The following is a 19,016-nucleotide window of genomic DNA, read 5'->3' on the forward strand; positions in this document are numbered from 1 at the left end:
ACTACATTTTTTATTACTGAGATCCGGATCCAGATAATAATTCATTCAAATAAATTTTATTTAAATTAAAGTTAATGTGATATTTAAGTTTTTTCAAAAGAAAAAATAATTGGGGAAGGGGTTATTTCCTTCCAGGTCCCATGAAGTAGCCCACTCCAACCAGGGCAACCAGTGCTATGACACCCAATATGGCGTACACAGGCATTCCAGTATCTGATGAACCGGAGGAACCAGATGCTGTAACCTCATATGATTTTCCTGCACCCTGTGATGATTCAGAGCCTGCTCCCACATTCTGTGAGGAGCTCTGAGTACCTGGACTTGCCGCTGAAACACCTTCAGATCCTCCTGAGGTTCCACTACTTCCATCATGAGGCTGCCCTCCGGGTGTTGAACCTGATTCTCCACCCTGGTTTGGGTTCTCAGATGGTGCAAAGGCTGCGGCCCCTGTGGCTTCGTATATCTTTGACTTAACCCTGGCAAGTAGATCAGGGTTAACATACTGCATTGCCCACTCCATCATTGCAAGGTTGCCGCAGCTGCAGTCACAGCATGCCACACCGTACTCAGCAACAGTGCTTGCCCATGTATTTGCAACCAGCCTCAGAGTGGCCTCATCAGCCTTCCAGAAGCCCTTATGTGCTGCTGTTAATAGCGTCCCTGTTATACTGATCATAGAATATGCCCTGTTACCTGTGGAGAGCCATCTGTTCACACCTAGATTGTATTTGTCTTTAATGTATATGTCTGTGATCTCATTCCAGTCATAGTCATCAACAAGCTGTGGTGCGGTAACCTGCCATCCCCAGAGGTATGCGACGAACTTGTTTGAGATGGTCCTTGCACCGCTATATCCCTCGTTCATCATTGACTTTATCCATTCAGGGTTGTAGTAGCGTGTCCTCATTTCACGTCTCATGAACTCCTGCAGTGAGACAACTTCAGGCCTTGATGGGTTGGCGTAGTAGAGCACATTGAGTGAAGGTGCCACCCCACCGTTGACCTTCTCAATTGCCATTGAGAGGCCCCCATAGTAGTCGTAGTAGTCATCGTTGTCAATTACACCATAAAGGTTGGTGCTCCTGCTGTGGTATGCCACTGTTACACCCTTCAGGAGATTCTCAAAGAGACCTTCCATTGATGCTCCCCAGCGCGTGTTTGAGTATGCGTGACTCATCCTTCTGAGGTATACATCGGCAAGTTCTGACCTGTTATCCCATGTCCATGCCTCTTCAACACCATGGTTAACCCCTGCGCCATAGTCACCGACAGGTGGAGCGAATATACGTGTTATGGCAGTATCACCGTCATAACCTGCGAGTACCAGCTCTACCCAGTGCTTTGCAATGTAATTGACGTTAAGTGAATCATTTTTGTCTATGATTTTAAGAAGATCTGCCATTGTCTTAGCCTGTTTGAACTGTCCTGTGAGCAGTGGATCTAGGGCAAGGTCAAGCTGTGTCTTGAGTTCGGGGTAAGCTTGAAGGATCTTTGAGTATGATGCTCCGAGTGCAACCCTGTATGCTACGTCCATTTTGGCCAGAAGGTTGGGGAATAGATCCCTGAAGAGGCCACTGGTGGTTACTATGACATCAATCCTTGGCCTTGATGTGAGGTTTGAAAGGCCCATGCTGCTTCTCACATTATTGAGGTCTGATAGAAGCTCTGTTAAATTTGTTGGAACTATGTAGGATAGTTTTCCGCCTCCGAGCCAGGTCTTATCGTCCATCTTTGGCTGCACACCCAGCATTCTCAGGACGAATGAAACCATTGCACCGTCGTCTCTTGCCGTCTCAACGCACCAGACCACCGCAGCCATCTTTTCAGGAATTGTATCGAGCTGGGCCAGGGCCATATCTGCGAGCCTCTTACCAAGATCCCACGCCACCTTTGTTGGTAGTGTGTTGTCGTCCTGGGCATAGAAGTTTCTTCCTGTTGGAAGGGCGTATGGGGCCTTAACTGGATCTCCTCCCTTTGCAGGAGTTATGTAGTGTCCGGATAGACCCTCCATAAGTGCATCCATTTCACTGGAAGGACTGTCCTTAAGGAGTGATGCATACTGGAGTGCCAGCTCAAGCTTTGAGTGGAGTGTTGCCTTGAGAGATGGATCCGTGATGTTTTCAAGTAGTGTGTCGATCGATGTTCCCCTTAAAAGTTCCATTATCATCTCTACAGTGGCATTGTTAAGTGCTTCAGCCTGTTCAAAGGTGAGGTTGCTGAAATTCCATCCATTCATCATAGATATGAGTCTCTGTAGTGATGGGTCCACGTCGCTGTCTGGTGAGAGCATCCCTGATACCATGAGGGCCACTTCACTGTCAGTCCAGTTGAGACCAAATGTGTCAAGTCCATAGGGCATCAGTGTACTGGTAATGCTCAGAAGGTAGTCATGCACCCTGTCTATGTCATCGTCCGTCATGTTGGTTGCGTTAATCCCAAGATCCCTTGCAAGGTCAAGTTTGATTATGGTTTCCCTGATCTGCTTTGCATATTCGTCTCTCATGGGGTTTCCAGTTGGTGTAGCCTCGTAACTTGACACGAGCCCTGCAAGTTCCTGAAGGTCACCGTAGAGCTTTGTTCTTGTCAGCGGTGGTGTTAAATGATCTATGATCACTGCAAGTCCTCTTCTCTTGGCTTGCAGACCCTCTCCAACACCATCCATTATGTAGATGTATAGTGATGGTGTATCTCCTATGCATATATCAGGGTAATCAAAGGATGAGAGGGCATACTGTTTCCTTGGTGTCCACTCGTAGGTTGCGTGTCTTCCAACGTGTATCTGCGCATTTGCACCGAAAACCGTGTTTACCCATGCATACCATGCAAGGTAGCAGTGAGGTGGTGGAACTATTGTGCTGTGGTAGAGGTTTGCAGCGTCGGCTTCCCATCCCCTCTGTGGTTCCGGGCCTATGAAGACATTTCCAAACATGAGCCCCGGGATCACTACGTACTTCCTTCCATTTCTTGTTACAACCATGACGTTTCCTGGTGGTTCACCCCAGCCAGTCATCCCTGAAACATTGAGGGCCATGAACTGGTTTTTGTAGATGTAGAAGAGATCCCATGCCGTTGTGTTGGATGTGTTCCAGATGACTGCTGTCAGGGCAGCGCTCATTTTGTTTATAAGATCAATTGCTGTTCCTGCGATCTGAGGGTGTGTATTCGCATTTGAGATCATCTCCTGGGTCCAGCGGTTGAGTGTCTTGAGCATTTCATCCCTGACCCTGCAGTCTCCTTCATTGATACACTGCACCGCAACCCTTGTGAGTTCCTCTATGTATCCAACGGGACCTTCAACCATCTCCTTGCGGGCAACAGGATCAAGTGTATTGAACCATGCAAGGTAGTCCTCGTATGGCCACAGTATTGCATTTGAACTGTTTGCAAGTTTCTCAAGTTCACCGGGGGCCCAGTTGGCAACATTTATACCGTTTTTGATCATCATCTCAACCAGTGCATCAGCGTCCTGCGGTATTTCACCAACACTGTAGCCCTCTGCCTTCATGCGCTTGAGTATCTCAATGATACTTTCGGGGACATTAAGGTAACTTGCACCTATGTTCTGCTTACCCGGCGGGTAGTTGTAGTATACAATTGCCACCTTTTTGTCACTATTTGCCATGGTCTGGAGTCTGATCCAGTTGAAGGCCCTGCTGACAAGTTTCTCTATCCTCTCTGGAATGGTCACTGTTATGTCCCACTGTGCACCTGTTTCAGGATCTGAACCTATCTCACCCACACCTATGGCAAGTGGTTCTATCTGACCCTGCATCTCTGGCTGTGCACACTGCCAGTAAACTGACATCCAGCTGAATCCCTCCTCTGAGACAATCCACTGACCAATTGTTCTGTATGTAGAACTGGTTATCATTGCCCTCAGAACAGGGATATTTGATCTATCAAAGAACTTGGTAACACTGGCACCGGATGTTGTTGACCCGGTTATAAACGTCAGCATATCTATGATAACGTTTGCCTTGACAGGGTATTTTTCAGGGTTGGCCTCGTACTGAACAACGTTTGATGCATCTGTGAGAAACTTTACTAGGGCTGAATATACGTTCACCGGCTGTACTGTGCTGATCTTGAGACTCCTTATTAGGTTACCATTATCAAGTATCTGAACCTCATAAACATTCGCACTTGAGACGCTGGTAACACCAAGGATTGATGTGAGGTCAGTGTAGTTCCCTATTCCCCTGATGGCAGTTATGTTGTAGGTCTGGTTTGGCATGCATAGCGTCTGGATAATGTTCTGCATACCAGTCTGGTTGAGGATGACATAATTTGACCATGTACCTATAACTGGTATGACGTTGAGTCCCCTTGAGACGAGTGCATCGATTATCTGCTGCATCGCATCAGCGTAGGTGACCTCCCCTGTGGATCCAACATAGCTCAGGACAGCCACTGTGGGTTTAGCTGGATCCAGAGGATATCTTGTGAAGTAATCCTCCTTTGTAAACCTCTGACCATCACGGTAGAGGAATTCTGATGACAATGGAGAAGCTGGTTCAACAGTCGCAGGCTCCCAGCTGCTGTTCCATGGTATTCCGCGCATGTTATAGTACATCTTTAGTGCGAGTTTGAACTGATTTTCAAGGTTTGTTTTGCCCGCTGCTGCATAGTACAGGGCGCAATCTATCCACTGATGCAGTGCTGTGTTTCCAGGGTATTTCTGTTTATATGCTATAAGAGATGTAAGGTCTCCGTCGTGACATGCGCCTATTAAAGTACCTGGTCTATCGTATGTTCCAATATCACTGTCGTTAACACCAGTGAAGACCTCTGTATTGTTTATTCTGCTCAATTTGACGAGAGTTGGTCCGCTTTCAAATGCAAAAAACAGTTTGTTTTCTAATATTGATGGATGGGCTCTTATAACAGCTTCAAAGGAACCGTTACCGGCGAGCTGTGTGCCCCATTCAGCAATTATAATACTGGAACTGTTGATGAGTGACAGTATCTCATCGCCTGTCATGTTACCTATCTGTGTGGTGGATCTTATCTGGAAATTCACCCTCTTCGCATCCCTGTTTGTGAGGTTCATTACAGTGTATGCAACTTCATTGTAACTCTTTGTGGCTGTAGATGACCCTATAACCAGTACAGTAGTTGAATTATCCTCCGTGCTGTTGTCTGCTGCTGCCACGCTCTGGCAGAACATTAACATGAGAAGAACTGCTGTTACTGTAATCAGATGTTTTCTCATGATCTTTTCACCTCCTTTGAATTTTTCAATATCCATTTATTGTGAAGACAATATAAATTATTGTTATTACTATTTTGAGGCAATCGAAAAATAGAGTATTAATAAACCGTTAACTATTACTCATTTTATATGTGTATCAAGAAAACGTAATACCAAATGTTAATAAAAAGAGAAAAAATTGGGGTTTATTTTCCTGCTCCGCCCCTGAGGAATCCGAAGGCCACGAGACCAGCGGCAACAAGGACACCCACGATACCGTAGACGTACCATGAGGAGTCACCACCACTGGAACCTGAGGTCACATTCTTAACCTCATAGGCCTTTGAAGGGGTTGATGCAGGCTCCTCTGACACTGAAGATGCAGCGCCCACCTCTGCAGGTGAAGCAGCCGTATCCACACCCGGTGAATAACCTGCATGTCCGCCGCTGATACCATCAGCTGAACCTGAGGGAACACCACCAGGAACACCACCAGGAACACCACCAGGAACACCGCCCTGGTTTCCGTTCTGTGATCCTCCGTTGTTCACCGGAATGAGGTCAGCAAGGGTCCTGTTTGCAGGTATGCCCTTAACGTATGCAATGGGGTTCTGACCGTTTGCACCGGAGAGGATCATCTGAAGTTCACTCTCTGTGATGAGCCTCTCAGCATCGTAGGTCACAACCGGTGGAGCTGTCATGTAACTTGGTATCTCACCCTTGTAGAGGCTTATGAAGCCAGCTATCTGCTTCTCCCTTTTAGCATCATTGGTCGCACAGTCACTGGTATCGAATTGTGGCCATTTGAAGTCAATGACAACAGCCCTTCCAACCTTGTTCTTGTTGTCCCAGATAACAAGGATACCCTCAATGTTTCCGCCATAGGCGTATTCATTTTCAGGGTCGTTCTCTGTTCCGGGTACTCGAAGGTTGAAGTAGGTTCCCTGCCCGGGGGATACCCCCAGTCGGTAGACTATGGCGTCGTCCTTGCAGTAGATGGTGTTACCGAGGTAGATGTAGTTCTCATCCTCCTTGAGGGGATAGTTGTTGAATATGTACTCTGTTATCAGGTAGCCTGGTGATACACCTGGACATGCATGGTCATGGAAGAGGAATGTCAGCACCTGATCGTAGGGTGGGTCGTTCCTCCATGCATTTGCTATGCTCTGTATGTTGAACCATCCATCCTTTGCAAAGACCTTTGATATCTTGTTGCTCAGCTGTGTGCTGTTCAGGGTCCTTGGGCCTATGTCATTCACGAATTTACCGTCTGAGGCATTGCTTGCAACAAGCTGACCTGTTGTCGGGTCATAGTAGATGTAGACTGCATCCATTGTCATGCCATCGTAGCCTCTGAGGGCAAATGTGAACCATAGTGGCTTCCAGAGTGGCCTGTGTACCGGCAGGAGGGTTGCCCTGCTGAGCCTTGATCCCAGGACATCGAATACTCCGTCCCAGGCTGCGCTCATATCCTGTCCATTCACCCTTGAGTAACCAGCAGATGTTAACACCACAAGGTCCCTGTCATCCTTCTCAAGGTTTATACCCTTCTCTGTGAGGAATAACTGTTTTGCGAGGTTTGCAGCGTCAATTCCTATCTGTTTTATCTGGTTGTATGTGAGGTTACCCCATGATAATGTGTTGTTTTCACGGGTTGCATTGGAGAGTCCAAGACTGTCTATGTATGCCATGTCAAGGCCATGGGCAATCTGGGCAGGTATCTGGTATGTGATGTTGTTTACCTTATCTGTGGCGTTCACAGGGTTTTCTGTACCCAGCAGATAGTAGTAGTGTGTAACATTGAGGTCCTTAAGTTCCCTGACGATTGTAATAAGTGATGTTGGGTCCTGTTTCAGTTTAGCTATGAGCCATGCATTGAATTCAAGCTCTGTGTTCTTTCCGGTCTGCTGCTGGAACTGCCTCCTGAGTGCCTCCTTGTCAAACTTCATCACTATGAGGTCACCCTTGAGGGTGTTGGGGTTCCATCTTATGAAGCCAACAAGGTTGGTGTCTGCACCGGTGGCTGTTGTGTTGAATCCACTGTAGGATCCGCCCTTACCCGGTGTTGTGTCGAGGAACATTAGGAGTGAATCATCATCTGAGTCGCCCGGTACACCCACTGTCACGTAGCTTGTTATCTCACCGGGTGATCCTGGATTTGTAAAGTCCATGACTGGTGGATAGTACTTGAGGAGTGTCAGACTCATTGCATATCCGCTGATGGTACCCAGGCACATGTGCCCATGGAATGCAGCTGCCCTGAGAAGGTCTGATGGAGCTCCCTGGACCCAGGCATTGGCAAGGCTTGCAACAGGGAAAGCATGGTTCCCATATTTGCTTACCAGAAGGTTCCAGTTTGCCTCTGTCATGTTCTTTGTGAGGTCGATGGTGTATACCGCTTTACCGTTAACTGTTTTAATGACGACCGGTGATGTGCTTGCATTCTTGAAGTAGACTCCAAGGAGCGTTGCTCCTCTCTGGATTATGAAAAATGTGTCCAGTGGATCCACAGGGCTTTTCCTTATGACAAGAAGGTTGCCCTTACCATAGGTCACCCTTCCACCAGCCTGGTTGAGTATGCCCTCAATGACATCCTCTGATGTGTCGTTTCTGTATTTGACTATTCCTGCCGTTGTTATAACAAGCACGTTGCCGCTTGAGAAGTTGAGGATCTGGTCTGCCTTCTTTGTTATTTCCCTTCCCAGTTTGTAGGCGTCTGTGGCGTTCATTCGGAGCTGAAGTTTTGCGTAGTATTTTGTGTCCAGTGGATTTAGCGGGTTGGTTGAGATGGTGAATTCATGTAGAAGATCCCTGTAGCCGGGTGCTGTGACCTTGATCTTGAATTTTGTGGTGTTCGTGATGTTCTGGTAGTTGAATATGAGCTTTGTTATGTTTGCCGCCGGATCAAAGGTCTTTGTGAAGTTTATCTTTGTCCCGTTACTGTCAGTGATGTAGTTTATGTCAGGGTTTATACGGGAGTTATCGTCGGCGTATTCATATTTGACGTCAACCCCCACCTCACAGTTTGTATCAGCTGCACTCACAGAACCCGTAAGTGCCACAGCAACGAGAAGAACCATGAAAACCATGAAATACTGTCTTCCCATACCTTTTCACCTCCTTTTAAGTTCTTTAATGGTTAATAATGTACGGATCTTCCTTGGAGTAATAAGATATATAATGCTTTTGTTAATACTTTAAGGCCTTAAACTGGAAAAAATGTAATACTCAATTTTTTCAGAAAGAGGGAATTCATGGGGAAACCCCATGAACTGATTGCTGGAGGGAAAATTTAATATCAAACACCATTCTGGTGTTACATGTTACTCTTGAATGTCCCTACTATTTAACAATTTCTATTTTAAAATTAATAATAACCATCTGCTGTCATTCTCCCTGATGGTAATAAGTATAAGCGAGTGAATTCCTTTATCATGGGAAGTCAATCAGGACATTTAAAAACAAGTACCGAAGTGTTGTTAACCTTCCCTGATGGCAGGACAACTCCTGCCCTCCTGAATCCGGTGATATCATCATCACTGACAGGTGCGTAGAGGATAGCCCTCATACCTGTGTATGTCCTGTAGATAATCCGCGTTTCTGTATCAACATATCTGTGTATGTTCCTGAAAACCCTTCTCTTTGGCTCTGCAAGGGCCGCCACCATTAACACATCAAATTCAAGACCATCAATGACGGTTTCATCTCCAGTTATGACATTCACACCATCAACTCCAAGGCCTTCGATGACCTTTCTTGAGAGCTCAGCGATGTCTGGTTCGATTTCAACAACATTAACTCTCATACCATAGACGTGTGAGAGAAGAATACCTGTAAGGGGTAGGGGACCACCTCCAATAAAAACTGCTCTCTCCCCTCTCCTGAATCTTCCAAGGGCAGCCTCATTCTTAAGTAGTTCAAGGTACCTTGGGTAGAAGTAGAATGACCTGAGGGTCTCCCAGGGTGAGTCTGACTCTATGACCTCCTGTGCCTTTTCCATTTCAAGCTTCATCCCGAGATTCACGTAGAACTTCCTTATCAGGCTGAGTGCATGATTCATTTCAGCATCATCGAGGATGTGCTTTGCTGATTCAAAGTCAATGGTTGAGTCATGGGCTATCTCCTCGATTTCATCAAGAAGTGGCATGACCCCGCTGGTGTCCATCTCATCGAAGTGATAATTCATTCCCTCGAGTCTTGAGGCTATCCTCTTTATCTTATCCCAGTAGATGTAGCAGCTCATAGCGGTTCTCCTTAGGTCATGGTAATGTTATTGAACAGCACACTTTATAAGACTTGAGCACATATGTCATATATGAAGACAATCATGTATTACTTTATCTGGATTTAACACAGAATAATTATTACTTACTGGTGATGGATGTTATCGCTGGTTGAATGAGGGGGCAAAAAACACTGAAAAACAAAAGGTGATGGAAATTATCACTGTGGCTGAACCCATGAGTGAATCTGAACTTGAATCCATAAGAAACTTCCTCTTCAGGATAATCAGGAGGGAGTTTGGATTCGGATACATACCCGAGTACCACAGGGACATAATCAACCTTGAGGAGTACTACCTCAAACCCCCAAGGAACATCTTCCTCTTCGCCTCCCAGGGTGGTAGGGTAATAGGGACACTGGGACTCCGTGCCTATGACCGTGAATTTGAGGGCCTGAACTATGATCCAGAGACAACGGCCAGCCTGTGGAGGGTTTTTGTAGATGAGGATCACCGGAGGATGGGTGTTGCATCCAGACTTGTTGAAATCGCCGAGAAGGAAGCAGCATCACTGGGCTACCAGAGGATCTACCTGCACACACATAAATACGTCGGTGGTGCCCTCGAATTCTGGCTTTCAAGGGGATACCGTGTAACGGTGGACACAGGGAATGAACTCGGGACGGTCCACATGGAGAAGACCCTCTCATGCAATTCAAATGCAATTACCAGGATCCCTGAGAAAACCTCTGAACTCTCACATTCACTCCCCAGGACCCAGAAGGTTTAATTCCATGTTGGTTAAAAAGGAATCAGATGGCATTTGAACTGAATCATTAAAAAGAGGAGGAACAGGGCATCAGATGACATTTTTTTTGAGCGAAAGGATTGTTGCTGGATGCCCTGTTGAGCTGGCTTCCGTTTTAAGCTAGGAGGAATTCATGCTCACTAAAGTGGTTGTCACACGACATATAAATACTTTTTGAAAAAAAGTTATTACATGCTTTTAAATGAAAACTGGTTAAGTATTAATACATGATGATAATTACATAATATCTGTTTTAATCCAGAGGCGGCAGTGATTATTCCCTGAATCCATCAAGGAAGGATTCAAGGCTCCTGTAGGCTGCATCCACTGCCTCATCAACAATCCCGGGATCTGCATCTGAAAGCTCATCAAGGTACAGTTCAGCGCTGATATCAACCTTCAGTTCATCGGTGTACTCCACCAGCACAGTTATGTCAATATCAACTATTTCCTTGGCAGACACCCTCTTCAGTATAAAATCAGAAATGGTATTGTGGAGGAAACTGGATATCTCATCCAGATCCCCTTCAGTGAGTTTTCTGAGACTCAATTAGTTACCCATCCCCGGATTGATACCCGCGCCCTTCATTGCTTCCTGGATGTTGACCTGCATCTCCTGCAGTTTCTTCATGACGCGTTCTTCCTGTCTCTCAATTGTCTTCTCCCTGAGCTGGAGTGTTTCAAGTTTTTCCTGAAGTTCCTCTGTAAGTTCATCCTTGGCAACCCTGATGAGAATGTTACCTGAGCTCTTATATACTTCAGCGTCATCGGCAGCCCTTGAGAGTTCTTCAAGGGCCTTCTGTGTCTCATTAATCTGCATTTCAACCGTCTGTTTCTGCACAGATATTGCCTGTGCCTGCTGCTGCAGCTGCTGGAACTGAGCTAACTGGTGCTGTACATTCTGTGGAAGTTCCATATTATCACCTTCAAAATATCCAATTATGTTGATCCCATCAATTCAAGAATCTCCATGGAAAGCTTCACCCAGCGCAGTGACGAATTGAGAGCCGCCCTGAAGGATGCTGAATCCCCTGCGCTTATGACAATGGTTATCCTGCCATCATCAAGTTCCATGGACATGGAAGACCTCTGGGAGGGCGAATCCATGACCTCAGGTTTGATGGCCCTGTAGATCACAGATGCTGATTCAGGGTCCGTCCTGATATCTATTACGCCCTGAATTCTCCTGAGACCCAACTCACTCACCGACCCTGAAATCACGTATCAGGAGCTTAAAACCAGCGGGCGTCCCCCTGGCATCCATGAGCTCCATCACCCAGGCGTACTCTTCATCAGTCCTTATACTCCAGGCATCCCTGGATGAGGATTCATCCACCTCAAGGCCCATTAGATTGCAGAGGCCCTCAGATCCGGGAGGGCAGCTACTGACCCTTACCGCTTTATCTGCCAGTTCAGGTTTTTTCATTTCAAAGGACGGGTTGAAGAGGATGTAACCCCTCTCCCCTCCCCTTTCATCGAGGAAGGTTATCCTTGCAGGGTTACCGTGCCTCTCAGAGACCACAGCCACCGGGCCCCTGGCCTCGATGAGCACATCCCGCAGGCTCATCTTTCCCCTGTTAATGTACCTCCAGCCCATGATCCTGGAGAGCCTCTGGGAAAAGGACCTTGTGCGCTGGGATGGCTTTCTGGATGTTGTGAGGAGCATCCTACCGTGCCCTCAGGGTCCTCTTAACCGGAGGCACCTCCTTGAAGAGGATCCTGTACCTGCACCTTGGGCACTTGTTCTCCATGTACTTCTTGGGGTCTATGAGTGTCCCGCACTGGGCGCAGCGGTACAATCTACTTACCTCCAACTATCCTCTTGATGTTACGGGCTGCTGTCTTACCCATTGGGGTCACCGGGAGGTATGCTCCACCTGTGAACACAGCACCGCATTTTCTGCACTTCCATATGCCCCTGCTCTCCCTCTTAACACCGGGACGGTCACAGCTCGGGCATACGTGCTTCCTCTTCATCTCTTCTTCAATCTTTTTAACAGCTCTTTTAGCTTTACGACCGTAACGTGGACCGAAACGTCCTGTGATACCTACTTTCTTTGTTCTTGCCATATTATCACTCCAGTAAATATGATGTTATAGATATTGTCTGGTCAGTATTTAAGATTTAGGGAGTCATTGACTTGTCAAGGTACTCAATGAGCTGGGGCACCTTCTCCACTGCAATTGAGACTGCCTTAAGGACATCATCCCTTGTGAGTGGCCCCTCACCACCCTTCTGCATGGCGCATATGGAGCCCTCCTCAGTAACACCTATGGATATCCTTGCTGTGAGTATGTCCTCCTCCTCGAGGGAGGGGTCGAGCACGATCTCGTTTCCTATCTTGGCGAAGGTGCACATGAGGGCCTTCCTGTTGACAGGGAGTGGCTGCATCTTCTCCCTGTTGATAACGACCTCACCATCCTCAACCTCGGCTGCAGGTATCCTTGTATCCAGCAGGGCTGCCACGGTTGCAAGGACCGCTGCGTCAAAGAGGTTGCCATCATAGTCTATGATGTGCAGGTCCAGGAACAGCATCCAGACCTTGCTGCCCTCTATGATGCAGAGCTTCTCAAGGTCTATCATCCGGCTCTCCCTTATGCATCTGTCCACAACCCTTGACAGCTCCACTGACCTCTCATCAGGGGGTCCAGGCTCAAAGGTCGGTGATGCCATTGGAAGGAGCTCGGAGTTGGTGAGTATTACACCCATCTCAGGTGTGTCAGGGAAGGGTTCGCCTATCTGGGGCTTCACACCCACAATTATCTGGGTGTTTCCAAGTTTCACCCTTGAGGAACCCTCAGCCTTGGATATCACCCCTGTTTCGATGGATATGTCCCTGAACTCATGAAGTGACCTTCCATCAATGCGTTCCTTATTATTTATAAGGTCCGTTATACTCTTTCTTGTAATTTCAGGTATTATATCCATTTTATTCACCATACCTCTTTCTGAGGGCCTCCTTCTGCACCTCATGTATCCGGAGGCATCCCTCCACTGCAAGGTCAAGTGCCCTTTCAAATTCCTCGGGTGTGAGGTTTCCATCACTCTGGAGCAGTGTGATTTCACGTGTCCTCGGGAGTATCGCCACCGGTACGTCTGCCTGGCCCTCCTTGTCCTCCTCCTCAGAGAGGTCAAGGACCACCTGATCACCGACCTTACCTGCTGCACAGGCAACAACCATGTCCCTCATGGGTATTCCTGCATCTGCAAGGGCGACTGAAGCCGCTGTTATGCCAGCACACCTCGTACCTCCCTCAGCCTCAAGCACCTCTATGAATACATCGATGACTGATCTGGGGAATTTTTCAAGTATCAGTGCCGGTCTGAGGGCCTCTGCAGTTATCTTGGAGATCTCAACGGAACGCCTGTCAGGGCCCGGTCTCTTTCGCTCCTCAACTGAGAATGGTGCCATATTGTACCTGCACCTTATGACGGCCCTGTCAGGTCTCTGCAGCTTTCTTATCTGAGCCTCCCTTGGACCGTATACAGCCACCAGTATCTTGTTACCGCCAAATTCAAGGTAAGATGAACCATCTGCCCTTTCAAGTATCCCTGCCTCGATTTTTAAGGGCCTGAGTTCATCAAACGCCCTTCCATCCTCCCTGACGCTGGGGGAGGTCTTCAATTGATCCTGTGTGATGATAGTAATCACCTCTCGGAATTATTCTCATCCTTAACTTCTGCATCCCCGGCTTCCCCATCATCCTCTTCAGCAGCAGGGGTGTCTGTTCCTTCTTCCACATCTTCAGATTCCACTTCAAGGTCTTCAGACTCATCAGATACTTCCTCAATGTCCTCAGACTCCGGAGACACCTCCACATCCTCAGAATAATCAGATGCTTCCTCAAAATCCTCAGACTCCGGGGTTTCAGGTTTTTCTGTCCCTTCAGACTCCTCAACCTGAATCTCAGGTTCCACTCCTGTAAGCCTGTCGAGGAGTTCCCTCACACGGTCGGTGAGTCCTGAGGTGTGGGCCTCACGGTCTATCATGAGGACCACCTTCTCGGCTATCCTCTCCATGTCGGGTTCACCCTTGATCCAGACAACACCGTTCTGGCCAACCACGATATCGCAGTGGGTCTTCTCCTTGACCATGTTTATCATTGATCCCCTTTTGCCTATCAGCCTTGGCACCTTTGTGGGTGTTATGTAAACCAGGATACCGTCCCTGAACTTTCCAAGGCCGCGGCCCTTGAGGCCAAGCTTCACCTTCTTAACCTCATCAACATCCACAACCCTCAAAAGCAGAACGTCCCCTATATCGAAGACACTTTCAAGTTCCCTTTTATCCTTGCCAAAGACCTCAGAGGCCGGTAAGAGACCTGTGTAGGGCGAGTTTATGTCAAGTCCCCACATTGAGAATCTGATGTCAGTTATCTCCCCGATCACCACATCCCCCCTCTTGGGGATGTACTTGCTCTGAAGTGGTATCACATTTATCTTCTTGTTTCTAACAGAAACGAGTCCCACAAAGGATGAACATATCCTGTTATCCTCTTTGAAGGTTCCCCTTCCAGGGAAATATTCGTTCTCTGCCAGAACCTGACCTGGAACAACCAGGTCCTTTTCATTTACAAGTAGCACGTTATGCCTCCCTGTTTTTTGAAGGCTAAAAGGAGAGGAGGATTATTTTATTAGCCTGGTTTCAACGTTACCGCCTGTGAGTTCACTGAGCTTCTGATAGAAGCTGTCCTGAAGGCCTCCGGGTATTTCAACCACTGCTATCCATGATCCGTCGTTCTGCCATTCCTCGTTGGTTATTTTCCCGAAATTTGATATTACACCGTAGGCTGACCCCGCCCTTTCACCGGGTATCTTGATGGCCACCCTGACCTTCTCAAATTTAATGGGAATCTTGGTTCTGATGGCTTTCAGGACGATGTTGACCTGCTCATCAACGGTCTTGAATGGATCAACATGAACCCTGGCTTCCTCCATGGCCTTTTCAATCCTCTTTGGAGGGTGAGGAAGTCCGTTCTGGGGGTTTATTGCCTCGCGTGCAATTTTATTGATGATCTTCAGGCGTTTATCCTCTATCATCTGCCTTCTCTGCTCTGCGGTGAGCTGTATTGTCCCCCTTCTTAGTATTACTGGTGTTACCTCAAGTGGGTCCGCTGTTTCAAAGACCTTCCTCATGGCCTCCTCAGATGCCTTATCACCCTTCCTGGCGTCCCTGAAGACCTCCTGAACCGCGAGGACGTCCTCCACACTTACATCTGAGTCTTCCCTGCGGAATTCAGCTGCCAGGTCAGGGTCCACAAGGACCTCGAACCTCTCGCCATGGGATTCAAGCCGGGCGATAACTGCATCTTCAAGGCTGACCATTTTTTACTCCTCTTCCTCCTTTTCCTTCCTGATCAGGAGCTCCTCAACATGGTCCCTGATCTCATCATCAGGAAGCCTTCTGTATTTCTTATCTGCGGCTTCTATAACAGCTATCTCAACACTTTCAGGTGTTGTTTTACCCTCAGTGGCCTCATAAACCGCGTCAAGTGCCAGTTCTATGGCCTGGTTGAGGTTCATGTCGTCGCTGTACTTCTTCTCAAATTCCTCCATCGCCGCCGGCCTTCCAGCCCCTATGGCCGTGGCCTTGTACTCTATGAGGGCACCGCTCGGGTCGGTTTCAAAGAGTCTGCAACCCCTGCCATTGACACCACCAATTATGAGGGCCGTTCCAAAGGGCCTGACACCTCCATGCTGGGTGTACATCTGTTTCATGTCACATATCTTCTTGGCCAGGCTTTCAACCCTTATTGGTTCGTTGTAGGTTATCCTGTTTATCTGGGCCTCAAGCCTTGCCTTCTCAATTATTGCACGTGCATCCGCCACCAGTCCGGATGTTGCAGCCCCGATGTGTTCATCTATCTGGAAGATCTTTTCTATGGATTTCGGTTCAACCAGCTTGCTTGTGGGCCTCTTGTCCACAACAAGAACTATTCCTTCCTTTGATTTTACTCCAAGAGAAGTGGTTCCTCTTTTAACAGCTTCCCTCGCATATTCCACCTGGAATAGTCTGCCATCCGGGCTGAATACTGTGATGGCCCTATCATATCCTGCACTCTGAAGTGGTTGCATTTTTCTAACCTCTCTTTATTGATGGATAATTTATGTAATCATGAGTCACGTGATGAAGATTTTAATCAGTATTTATCTTTCTTGGAAGGTTTAATAAACTTTTGTGTTGCCGAGCGTATCGTTCCTGAAAGGCCGAGGATGTGGATGGCGACCCTCACCCCGCTGTGGTGGTGGGCGCATGTGAGGGCCATCATGACCCTCCTCTCATAGCCCCTCTGGCACTGGAGTATGCCCCTCACCCTGACGGCGTCTGGAAAATCGAACCTCCAGAGCTTCATGAGCCATAAACGGAAATTTGATGTTTCACATTCCCCATGCAGCTTGAGGCAGCTATCCCATATGAGGGAGACAAGTTCCTCCCTTGAGAGCTCCCTCTCACTGATCACCTCAAAGGCTATGTACCTCCTGGGGACCCTCAGGGTTGGTGGCAGTATCTTCATCCTCATGGACTCACCTTTAATTCTCAGGGAGGAGCCTCACACCCTCTGCAATCAGGAGGTGACGCTTCCCTGAGTCCTCAAGTATCGATGCGGGGGTTGATGTGAGGGATTCCTCTGCCTCACTGGACTCCATACCGAAGCATTCTGCGAGGTTCATGATATCACCGGGAGTCCTCAGGTCATATATGGAGGAGGCCCTGCTGGTGAGGAGCAGTGGAAAACCGAACTTTCTGTGGAGTTTCAGGATCTCCCTGAACTGTTCAAGGACCCTTGCCCGTACCTTGAGCCAGGACCCGATGACATCCGCCAGGGGGAGTTCAACAGCCACATTGTTTCTTGCAGCCTCCCTTGCGAGGACATGGTTGATGCCAGGGTCCCTCCTTGAAGTGTAGGGTGCTGAGAGGACATCAACCCGCCTGCTCTCACATGCGGCCCTGTTAACCTTGAGGTTGCCCCCTGAGACATAGATCACGTCAGCCTTTTTCCTGAATTTATTCACTGATCTCCTCATATCACGGGGGTCAGATGCATTTATCATTACACCCCTGGCTATCTCAAAGTCCTGGAGTTCAGGATTCTCCCTGAGGGATTCAAGGTCTGATTTGAGGTCAGGGTATCTATCAGAAGGGTATACCAGAACTCCGCCCTGATAGCCGAGACGTGATGCCTCAAGGAGGAGTCTCAGGCTGGAATCATGGTCCCTGCCCTGTATGTGGAAGTCAAAGAATTTCATCAGATCCTTTGGAGAATCAATCATTCAAGTATCTTCCTGATGTTCTCTACCGCAACTTCCCTCTTTGCGGGGTAGGCCTCCACCTTGATCTTCAGGTGGATTGCATCACCGTGCCTCACGGGTTCCCAGACCCCCTCAAGGGCCTTCTGCTTGTCCAGTCGAAGGAAAAGGTTGCCGTTCTCATCGAATCTGTCCTCAAGTTCGTCCATGCGGCCCCTGAAGACCTCTGTGAATTTCTCCATGAATTCCCTGAGTGACCTTCTGCGGTCCAGCCTTCCCCTGAGGACCGTTATGGGGTTTCCATGGTAGCCCTCGGCACTCTCCCTTTCAGGTGTGGCCCCCGGGATTACGTTTCTAAGGGCCTCAATGACCTTTTCCTCGTCCTCTGTACCGTATACCATGAGGCGGTAGGAGATGTTGTGTATCATGTCCCTCTAAAAAAAGTTAACGGGGGGCTTTACCTTACTTCTCAGCCCCTTTACCCCTGTTTCGGAGGCCCCTGTTCTTTTTACCTTCACTTGTGAGGCCCCTGAAGACGCGTCCCCTGTGCTGTTTTTCACAGATCCAGTTTATCTTGGGGTCGTTCTTGATTGCGGGGTGGTTTGGATCCACGAGGATGACCTCATAGAACTTGTATTTTCCATCTTCCCATACCCAGTAGGAGTTGAGGACCTCCATGTTCGGGTATTTTCTTGCAACCCTCTCCTCTGCGATCCTCTTGATACTCTTTGCGGTGGTTATCTTCTTCACACCCATCCTCTTGGGCCTTCTACCTGCCTTGAACCTGGTTTTCCTCTGGCTTCCACGCCTTACACGTGTCCTTACAACTATGTATCCAGGTTTTGCCCTGTAACCCAGTGCCCTTGCACGGTCTATTCTGGTTGGTCTTTCTATCCTCTTGATTACGGGATCCCTTCTCCACTTCGGAGCCCTCTCCCACATCAGCTCCCTTACATAGGAGTCCTTTGGATTCTTCCATGCATCTTTAACGTATCTGTACATCATTTACACCTCTATTCTGTTCGGCTTTACGCCACATCCATGGGAACGTATCCCTGAAAAATAGCGGTTTAGGTGCTACTACATCTGGTGTGATCACTTAAAAAGTTTACTGTCAGTCACATCAATGAAATGTCTTTGAAGGTCCGTTTAATGGAAAAATCAAAGGTGTTGTTTCAGTCCTCGAGGACCTCGTAGAGTATTCTCATAGCCTTGACAAAGGGTGGATTGCCTGAGGTGAGGAGAACAACACGCAGGACATCAACTATCTCATCCCTTGTGACTCCGAACTCGTTTATGGCACTCTGTATCTGTTTTTTAACTGCACGGTCATCGGAGTTTGCTGCTGTTATCCCGAGGGCTATGAGTTTCTGTGTCCTGTAATCAAGGACCTTACCGGTGTAGGCGGCCTCATTCAGTTTAACAACTGCCTCATATATGTCAGGGTAGTCCTCTTTCACGTGCACCATGCCCTTCCCATAGAAAACATCCTCTTTCATATTTAGCACCTCCGTTTTAATTATGTTCAAGGCGATATTTATAAGTA

Annotated in this window: 20 protein-coding genes; 1 reads left to right on the top strand and 19 read right to left on the bottom strand. The window is 47.9% G+C overall.

Annotated features, from left to right (window positions below):
- Positions 1–121: 121 nt before the first annotated feature.
- The 3 genes from MTCT_RS03000 to MTCT_RS03010 form a co-directional block, all read right to left on the bottom strand.
- The gene (locus MTCT_RS03000) at positions 122–5,212 is read right to left on the bottom strand and encodes a cobaltochelatase subunit CobN (RefSeq protein WP_115892226.1); all 5,091 of its coding nucleotides are present in this window, start codon (positions 5,210–5,212) and stop codon (positions 122–124) included.
- A 185-nt stretch (positions 5,213–5,397) separates the two neighbouring features.
- Positions 5,398–8,298, bottom strand: coding sequence for an FmdE family protein (locus tag MTCT_RS03005; protein ID WP_010876312.1), 2,901 nt, complete (start codon positions 8,296–8,298; stop codon positions 5,398–5,400).
- A 335-nt stretch (positions 8,299–8,633) separates the two neighbouring features.
- Positions 8,634–9,434, bottom strand: coding sequence for a nicotianamine synthase family protein (locus MTCT_RS03010; RefSeq protein WP_010876313.1), 801 nt, complete (start codon positions 9,432–9,434; stop codon positions 8,634–8,636).
- A gap of 190 nt (positions 9,435–9,624) precedes the next feature.
- Here MTCT_RS03010 and MTCT_RS03015 point away from each other — a divergent pair, with 190 nt between their 5' ends.
- A complete protein-coding gene (locus tag MTCT_RS03015; protein ID WP_048061236.1) occupies positions 9,625–10,203 on the top strand; it encodes a GNAT family N-acetyltransferase in 579 nt (192 codons plus the stop codon).
- Between the two features lie 292 nt (positions 10,204–10,495).
- Here MTCT_RS03015 and MTCT_RS03020 read toward each other — a convergent pair whose 3' ends face one another.
- The 16 genes from MTCT_RS03020 to MTCT_RS03095 form a co-directional block, all read right to left on the bottom strand.
- The gene (locus MTCT_RS03020) at positions 10,496–10,771 is read right to left on the bottom strand and encodes a DUF3194 domain-containing protein (protein WP_010876315.1); all 276 of its coding nucleotides are present in this window, start codon (positions 10,769–10,771) and stop codon (positions 10,496–10,498) included.
- Complete coding sequence (locus MTCT_RS03025) at positions 10,772–11,137, bottom strand: prefoldin subunit beta (RefSeq protein ID WP_010876316.1); 366 nt, start codon at positions 11,135–11,137, stop codon at positions 10,772–10,774.
- 23 nt (positions 11,138–11,160) lie between these two features.
- Entirely contained in the window at positions 11,161–11,427 is a 267-nt protein-coding gene (locus MTCT_RS03030; RefSeq protein WP_010876317.1) for a KEOPS complex subunit Pcc1, read from the bottom strand.
- Positions 11,420–11,887: a Brix domain-containing protein gene (locus MTCT_RS03035; RefSeq protein ID WP_010876318.1), complete on the bottom strand. Its 468-nt coding sequence runs from the start codon at positions 11,885–11,887 to the stop codon at positions 11,420–11,422. The genes MTCT_RS03030 and MTCT_RS03035 overlap by 8 nt, the downstream gene beginning before the upstream one ends.
- Position 11,888: 1 nt before the next feature.
- Positions 11,889–12,020, bottom strand: a complete 132-nt coding sequence (locus tag MTCT_RS03040; RefSeq protein ID WP_048175438.1) for a DNA-directed RNA polymerase subunit P — start codon at positions 12,018–12,020, stop codon at positions 11,889–11,891.
- A gap of 1 nt (position 12,021) precedes the next feature.
- Positions 12,022–12,291: a 50S ribosomal protein L37Ae gene (gene rpl37A / locus MTCT_RS03045; RefSeq protein ID WP_010876320.1), complete on the bottom strand. Its 270-nt coding sequence runs from the start codon at positions 12,289–12,291 to the stop codon at positions 12,022–12,024.
- A gap of 55 nt (positions 12,292–12,346) precedes the next feature.
- Entirely contained in the window at positions 12,347–13,162 is an 816-nt protein-coding gene (gene rrp42 / locus MTCT_RS03050; RefSeq protein WP_010876321.1) for an exosome complex protein Rrp42, read from the bottom strand.
- Positions 13,152–13,874, bottom strand: a complete 723-nt coding sequence (gene rrp41, locus MTCT_RS03055) for an exosome complex exonuclease Rrp41 (protein ID WP_010876322.1) — start codon at positions 13,872–13,874, stop codon at positions 13,152–13,154. The genes rrp42 and rrp41 overlap by 11 nt, the downstream gene beginning before the upstream one ends.
- Positions 13,871–14,806: an exosome complex RNA-binding protein Rrp4 gene (gene rrp4 / locus MTCT_RS03060; protein ID WP_048175439.1), complete on the bottom strand. Its 936-nt coding sequence runs from the start codon at positions 14,804–14,806 to the stop codon at positions 13,871–13,873. Before rrp4 ends, rrp41 begins: the two co-directional genes overlap by 4 nt.
- A gap of 42 nt (positions 14,807–14,848) precedes the next feature.
- Positions 14,849–15,547, bottom strand: coding sequence for a ribosome assembly factor SBDS (locus tag MTCT_RS03065; RefSeq protein WP_010876324.1), 699 nt, complete (start codon positions 15,545–15,547; stop codon positions 14,849–14,851).
- 3 nt (positions 15,548–15,550) lie between these two features.
- Complete coding sequence (gene psmA, locus MTCT_RS03070; RefSeq protein ID WP_010876325.1) at positions 15,551–16,297, bottom strand: archaeal proteasome endopeptidase complex subunit alpha; 747 nt, start codon at positions 16,295–16,297, stop codon at positions 15,551–15,553.
- Positions 16,298–16,362: 65 nt separating this feature from the next.
- Positions 16,363–16,737, bottom strand: coding sequence for a ribonuclease P protein component 2 (rnp2, locus tag MTCT_RS03075; RefSeq protein ID WP_010876326.1), 375 nt, complete (start codon positions 16,735–16,737; stop codon positions 16,363–16,365).
- Positions 16,738–16,753: 16 nt separating this feature from the next.
- Positions 16,754–17,470, bottom strand: a complete 717-nt coding sequence (gene rnp3, locus MTCT_RS03080; RefSeq protein WP_231855351.1) for a ribonuclease P protein component 3 — start codon at positions 17,468–17,470, stop codon at positions 16,754–16,756.
- A 20-nt stretch (positions 17,471–17,490) separates the two neighbouring features.
- On the bottom strand, positions 17,491–17,898 hold the full coding sequence (locus MTCT_RS03085) for an RNA-binding protein (RefSeq protein ID WP_048175441.1): 408 nt from the start codon (positions 17,896–17,898) through the stop codon (positions 17,491–17,493).
- A 34-nt stretch (positions 17,899–17,932) separates the two neighbouring features.
- Positions 17,933–18,472, bottom strand: a complete 540-nt coding sequence (locus MTCT_RS03090) for a 50S ribosomal protein L15e (protein ID WP_084126327.1) — start codon at positions 18,470–18,472, stop codon at positions 17,933–17,935.
- 173 nt (positions 18,473–18,645) lie between these two features.
- Positions 18,646–18,969 (bottom strand): carboxymuconolactone decarboxylase family protein, encoded by a 324-nt coding sequence (locus tag MTCT_RS03095; RefSeq protein ID WP_048060879.1) that lies wholly within the window; start codon positions 18,967–18,969, stop codon positions 18,646–18,648.
- Positions 18,970–19,016 lie beyond the last annotated feature (47 nt).

The organism is Methanothermobacter sp. CaT2 (assembly GCF_000828575.1).
Lineage (GTDB): Archaea > Methanobacteriota > Methanobacteria > Methanobacteriales > Methanothermobacteraceae > Methanothermobacter.

Coding starts and splice junctions, on each gene's coding strand:
- MTCT_RS03090 (WP_084126327.1), bottom strand. CDS start 18,472: ATGTACAGATACGTTAAAGATGCATGGAAGAATCCAAAGGACTCCTAT.
- MTCT_RS03095 (WP_048060879.1), bottom strand. CDS start 18,969: ATGAAAGAGGATGTTTTCTATGGGAAGGGCATGGTGCACGTGAAAGAG.
- rnp3 (WP_231855351.1), bottom strand. CDS start 17,470: ATGAAATTCTTTGACTTCCACATACAGGGCAGGGACCATGATTCCAGC.
- rpl37A (WP_010876320.1), bottom strand. CDS start 12,291: ATGGCAAGAACAAAGAAAGTAGGTATCACAGGACGTTTCGGTCCACGT.
- MTCT_RS03085 (WP_048175441.1), bottom strand. CDS start 17,898: ATGATACACAACATCTCCTACCGCCTCATGGTATACGGTACAGAGGAC.
- MTCT_RS03015 (WP_048061236.1), top strand. CDS start 9,625: ATGGAAATTATCACTGTGGCTGAACCCATGAGTGAATCTGAACTTGAA.
- MTCT_RS03065 (WP_010876324.1), bottom strand. CDS start 15,547: ATGGTCAGCCTTGAAGATGCAGTTATCGCCCGGCTTGAATCCCATGGC.
- MTCT_RS03000 (WP_115892226.1), bottom strand. CDS start 5,212: ATGAGAAAACATCTGATTACAGTAACAGCAGTTCTTCTCATGTTAATG.
- psmA (WP_010876325.1), bottom strand. CDS start 16,297: ATGCAACCACTTCAGAGTGCAGGATATGATAGGGCCATCACAGTATTC.
- MTCT_RS03025 (WP_010876316.1), bottom strand. CDS start 11,137: ATGGAACTTCCACAGAATGTACAGCACCAGTTAGCTCAGTTCCAGCAG.
- rnp2 (WP_010876326.1), bottom strand. CDS start 16,737: ATGAAGATACTGCCACCAACCCTGAGGGTCCCCAGGAGGTACATAGCC.
- MTCT_RS03010 (WP_010876313.1), bottom strand. CDS start 9,434: ATGAGCTGCTACATCTACTGGGATAAGATAAAGAGGATAGCCTCAAGA.
- MTCT_RS03005 (WP_010876312.1), bottom strand. CDS start 8,298: ATGGGAAGACAGTATTTCATGGTTTTCATGGTTCTTCTCGTTGCTGTG.
- rrp42 (WP_010876321.1), bottom strand. CDS start 13,162: ATGGTGAATAAAATGGATATAATACCTGAAATTACAAGAAAGAGTATA.
- MTCT_RS03035 (WP_010876318.1), bottom strand. CDS start 11,887: ATGCTCCTCACAACATCCAGAAAGCCATCCCAGCGCACAAGGTCCTTT.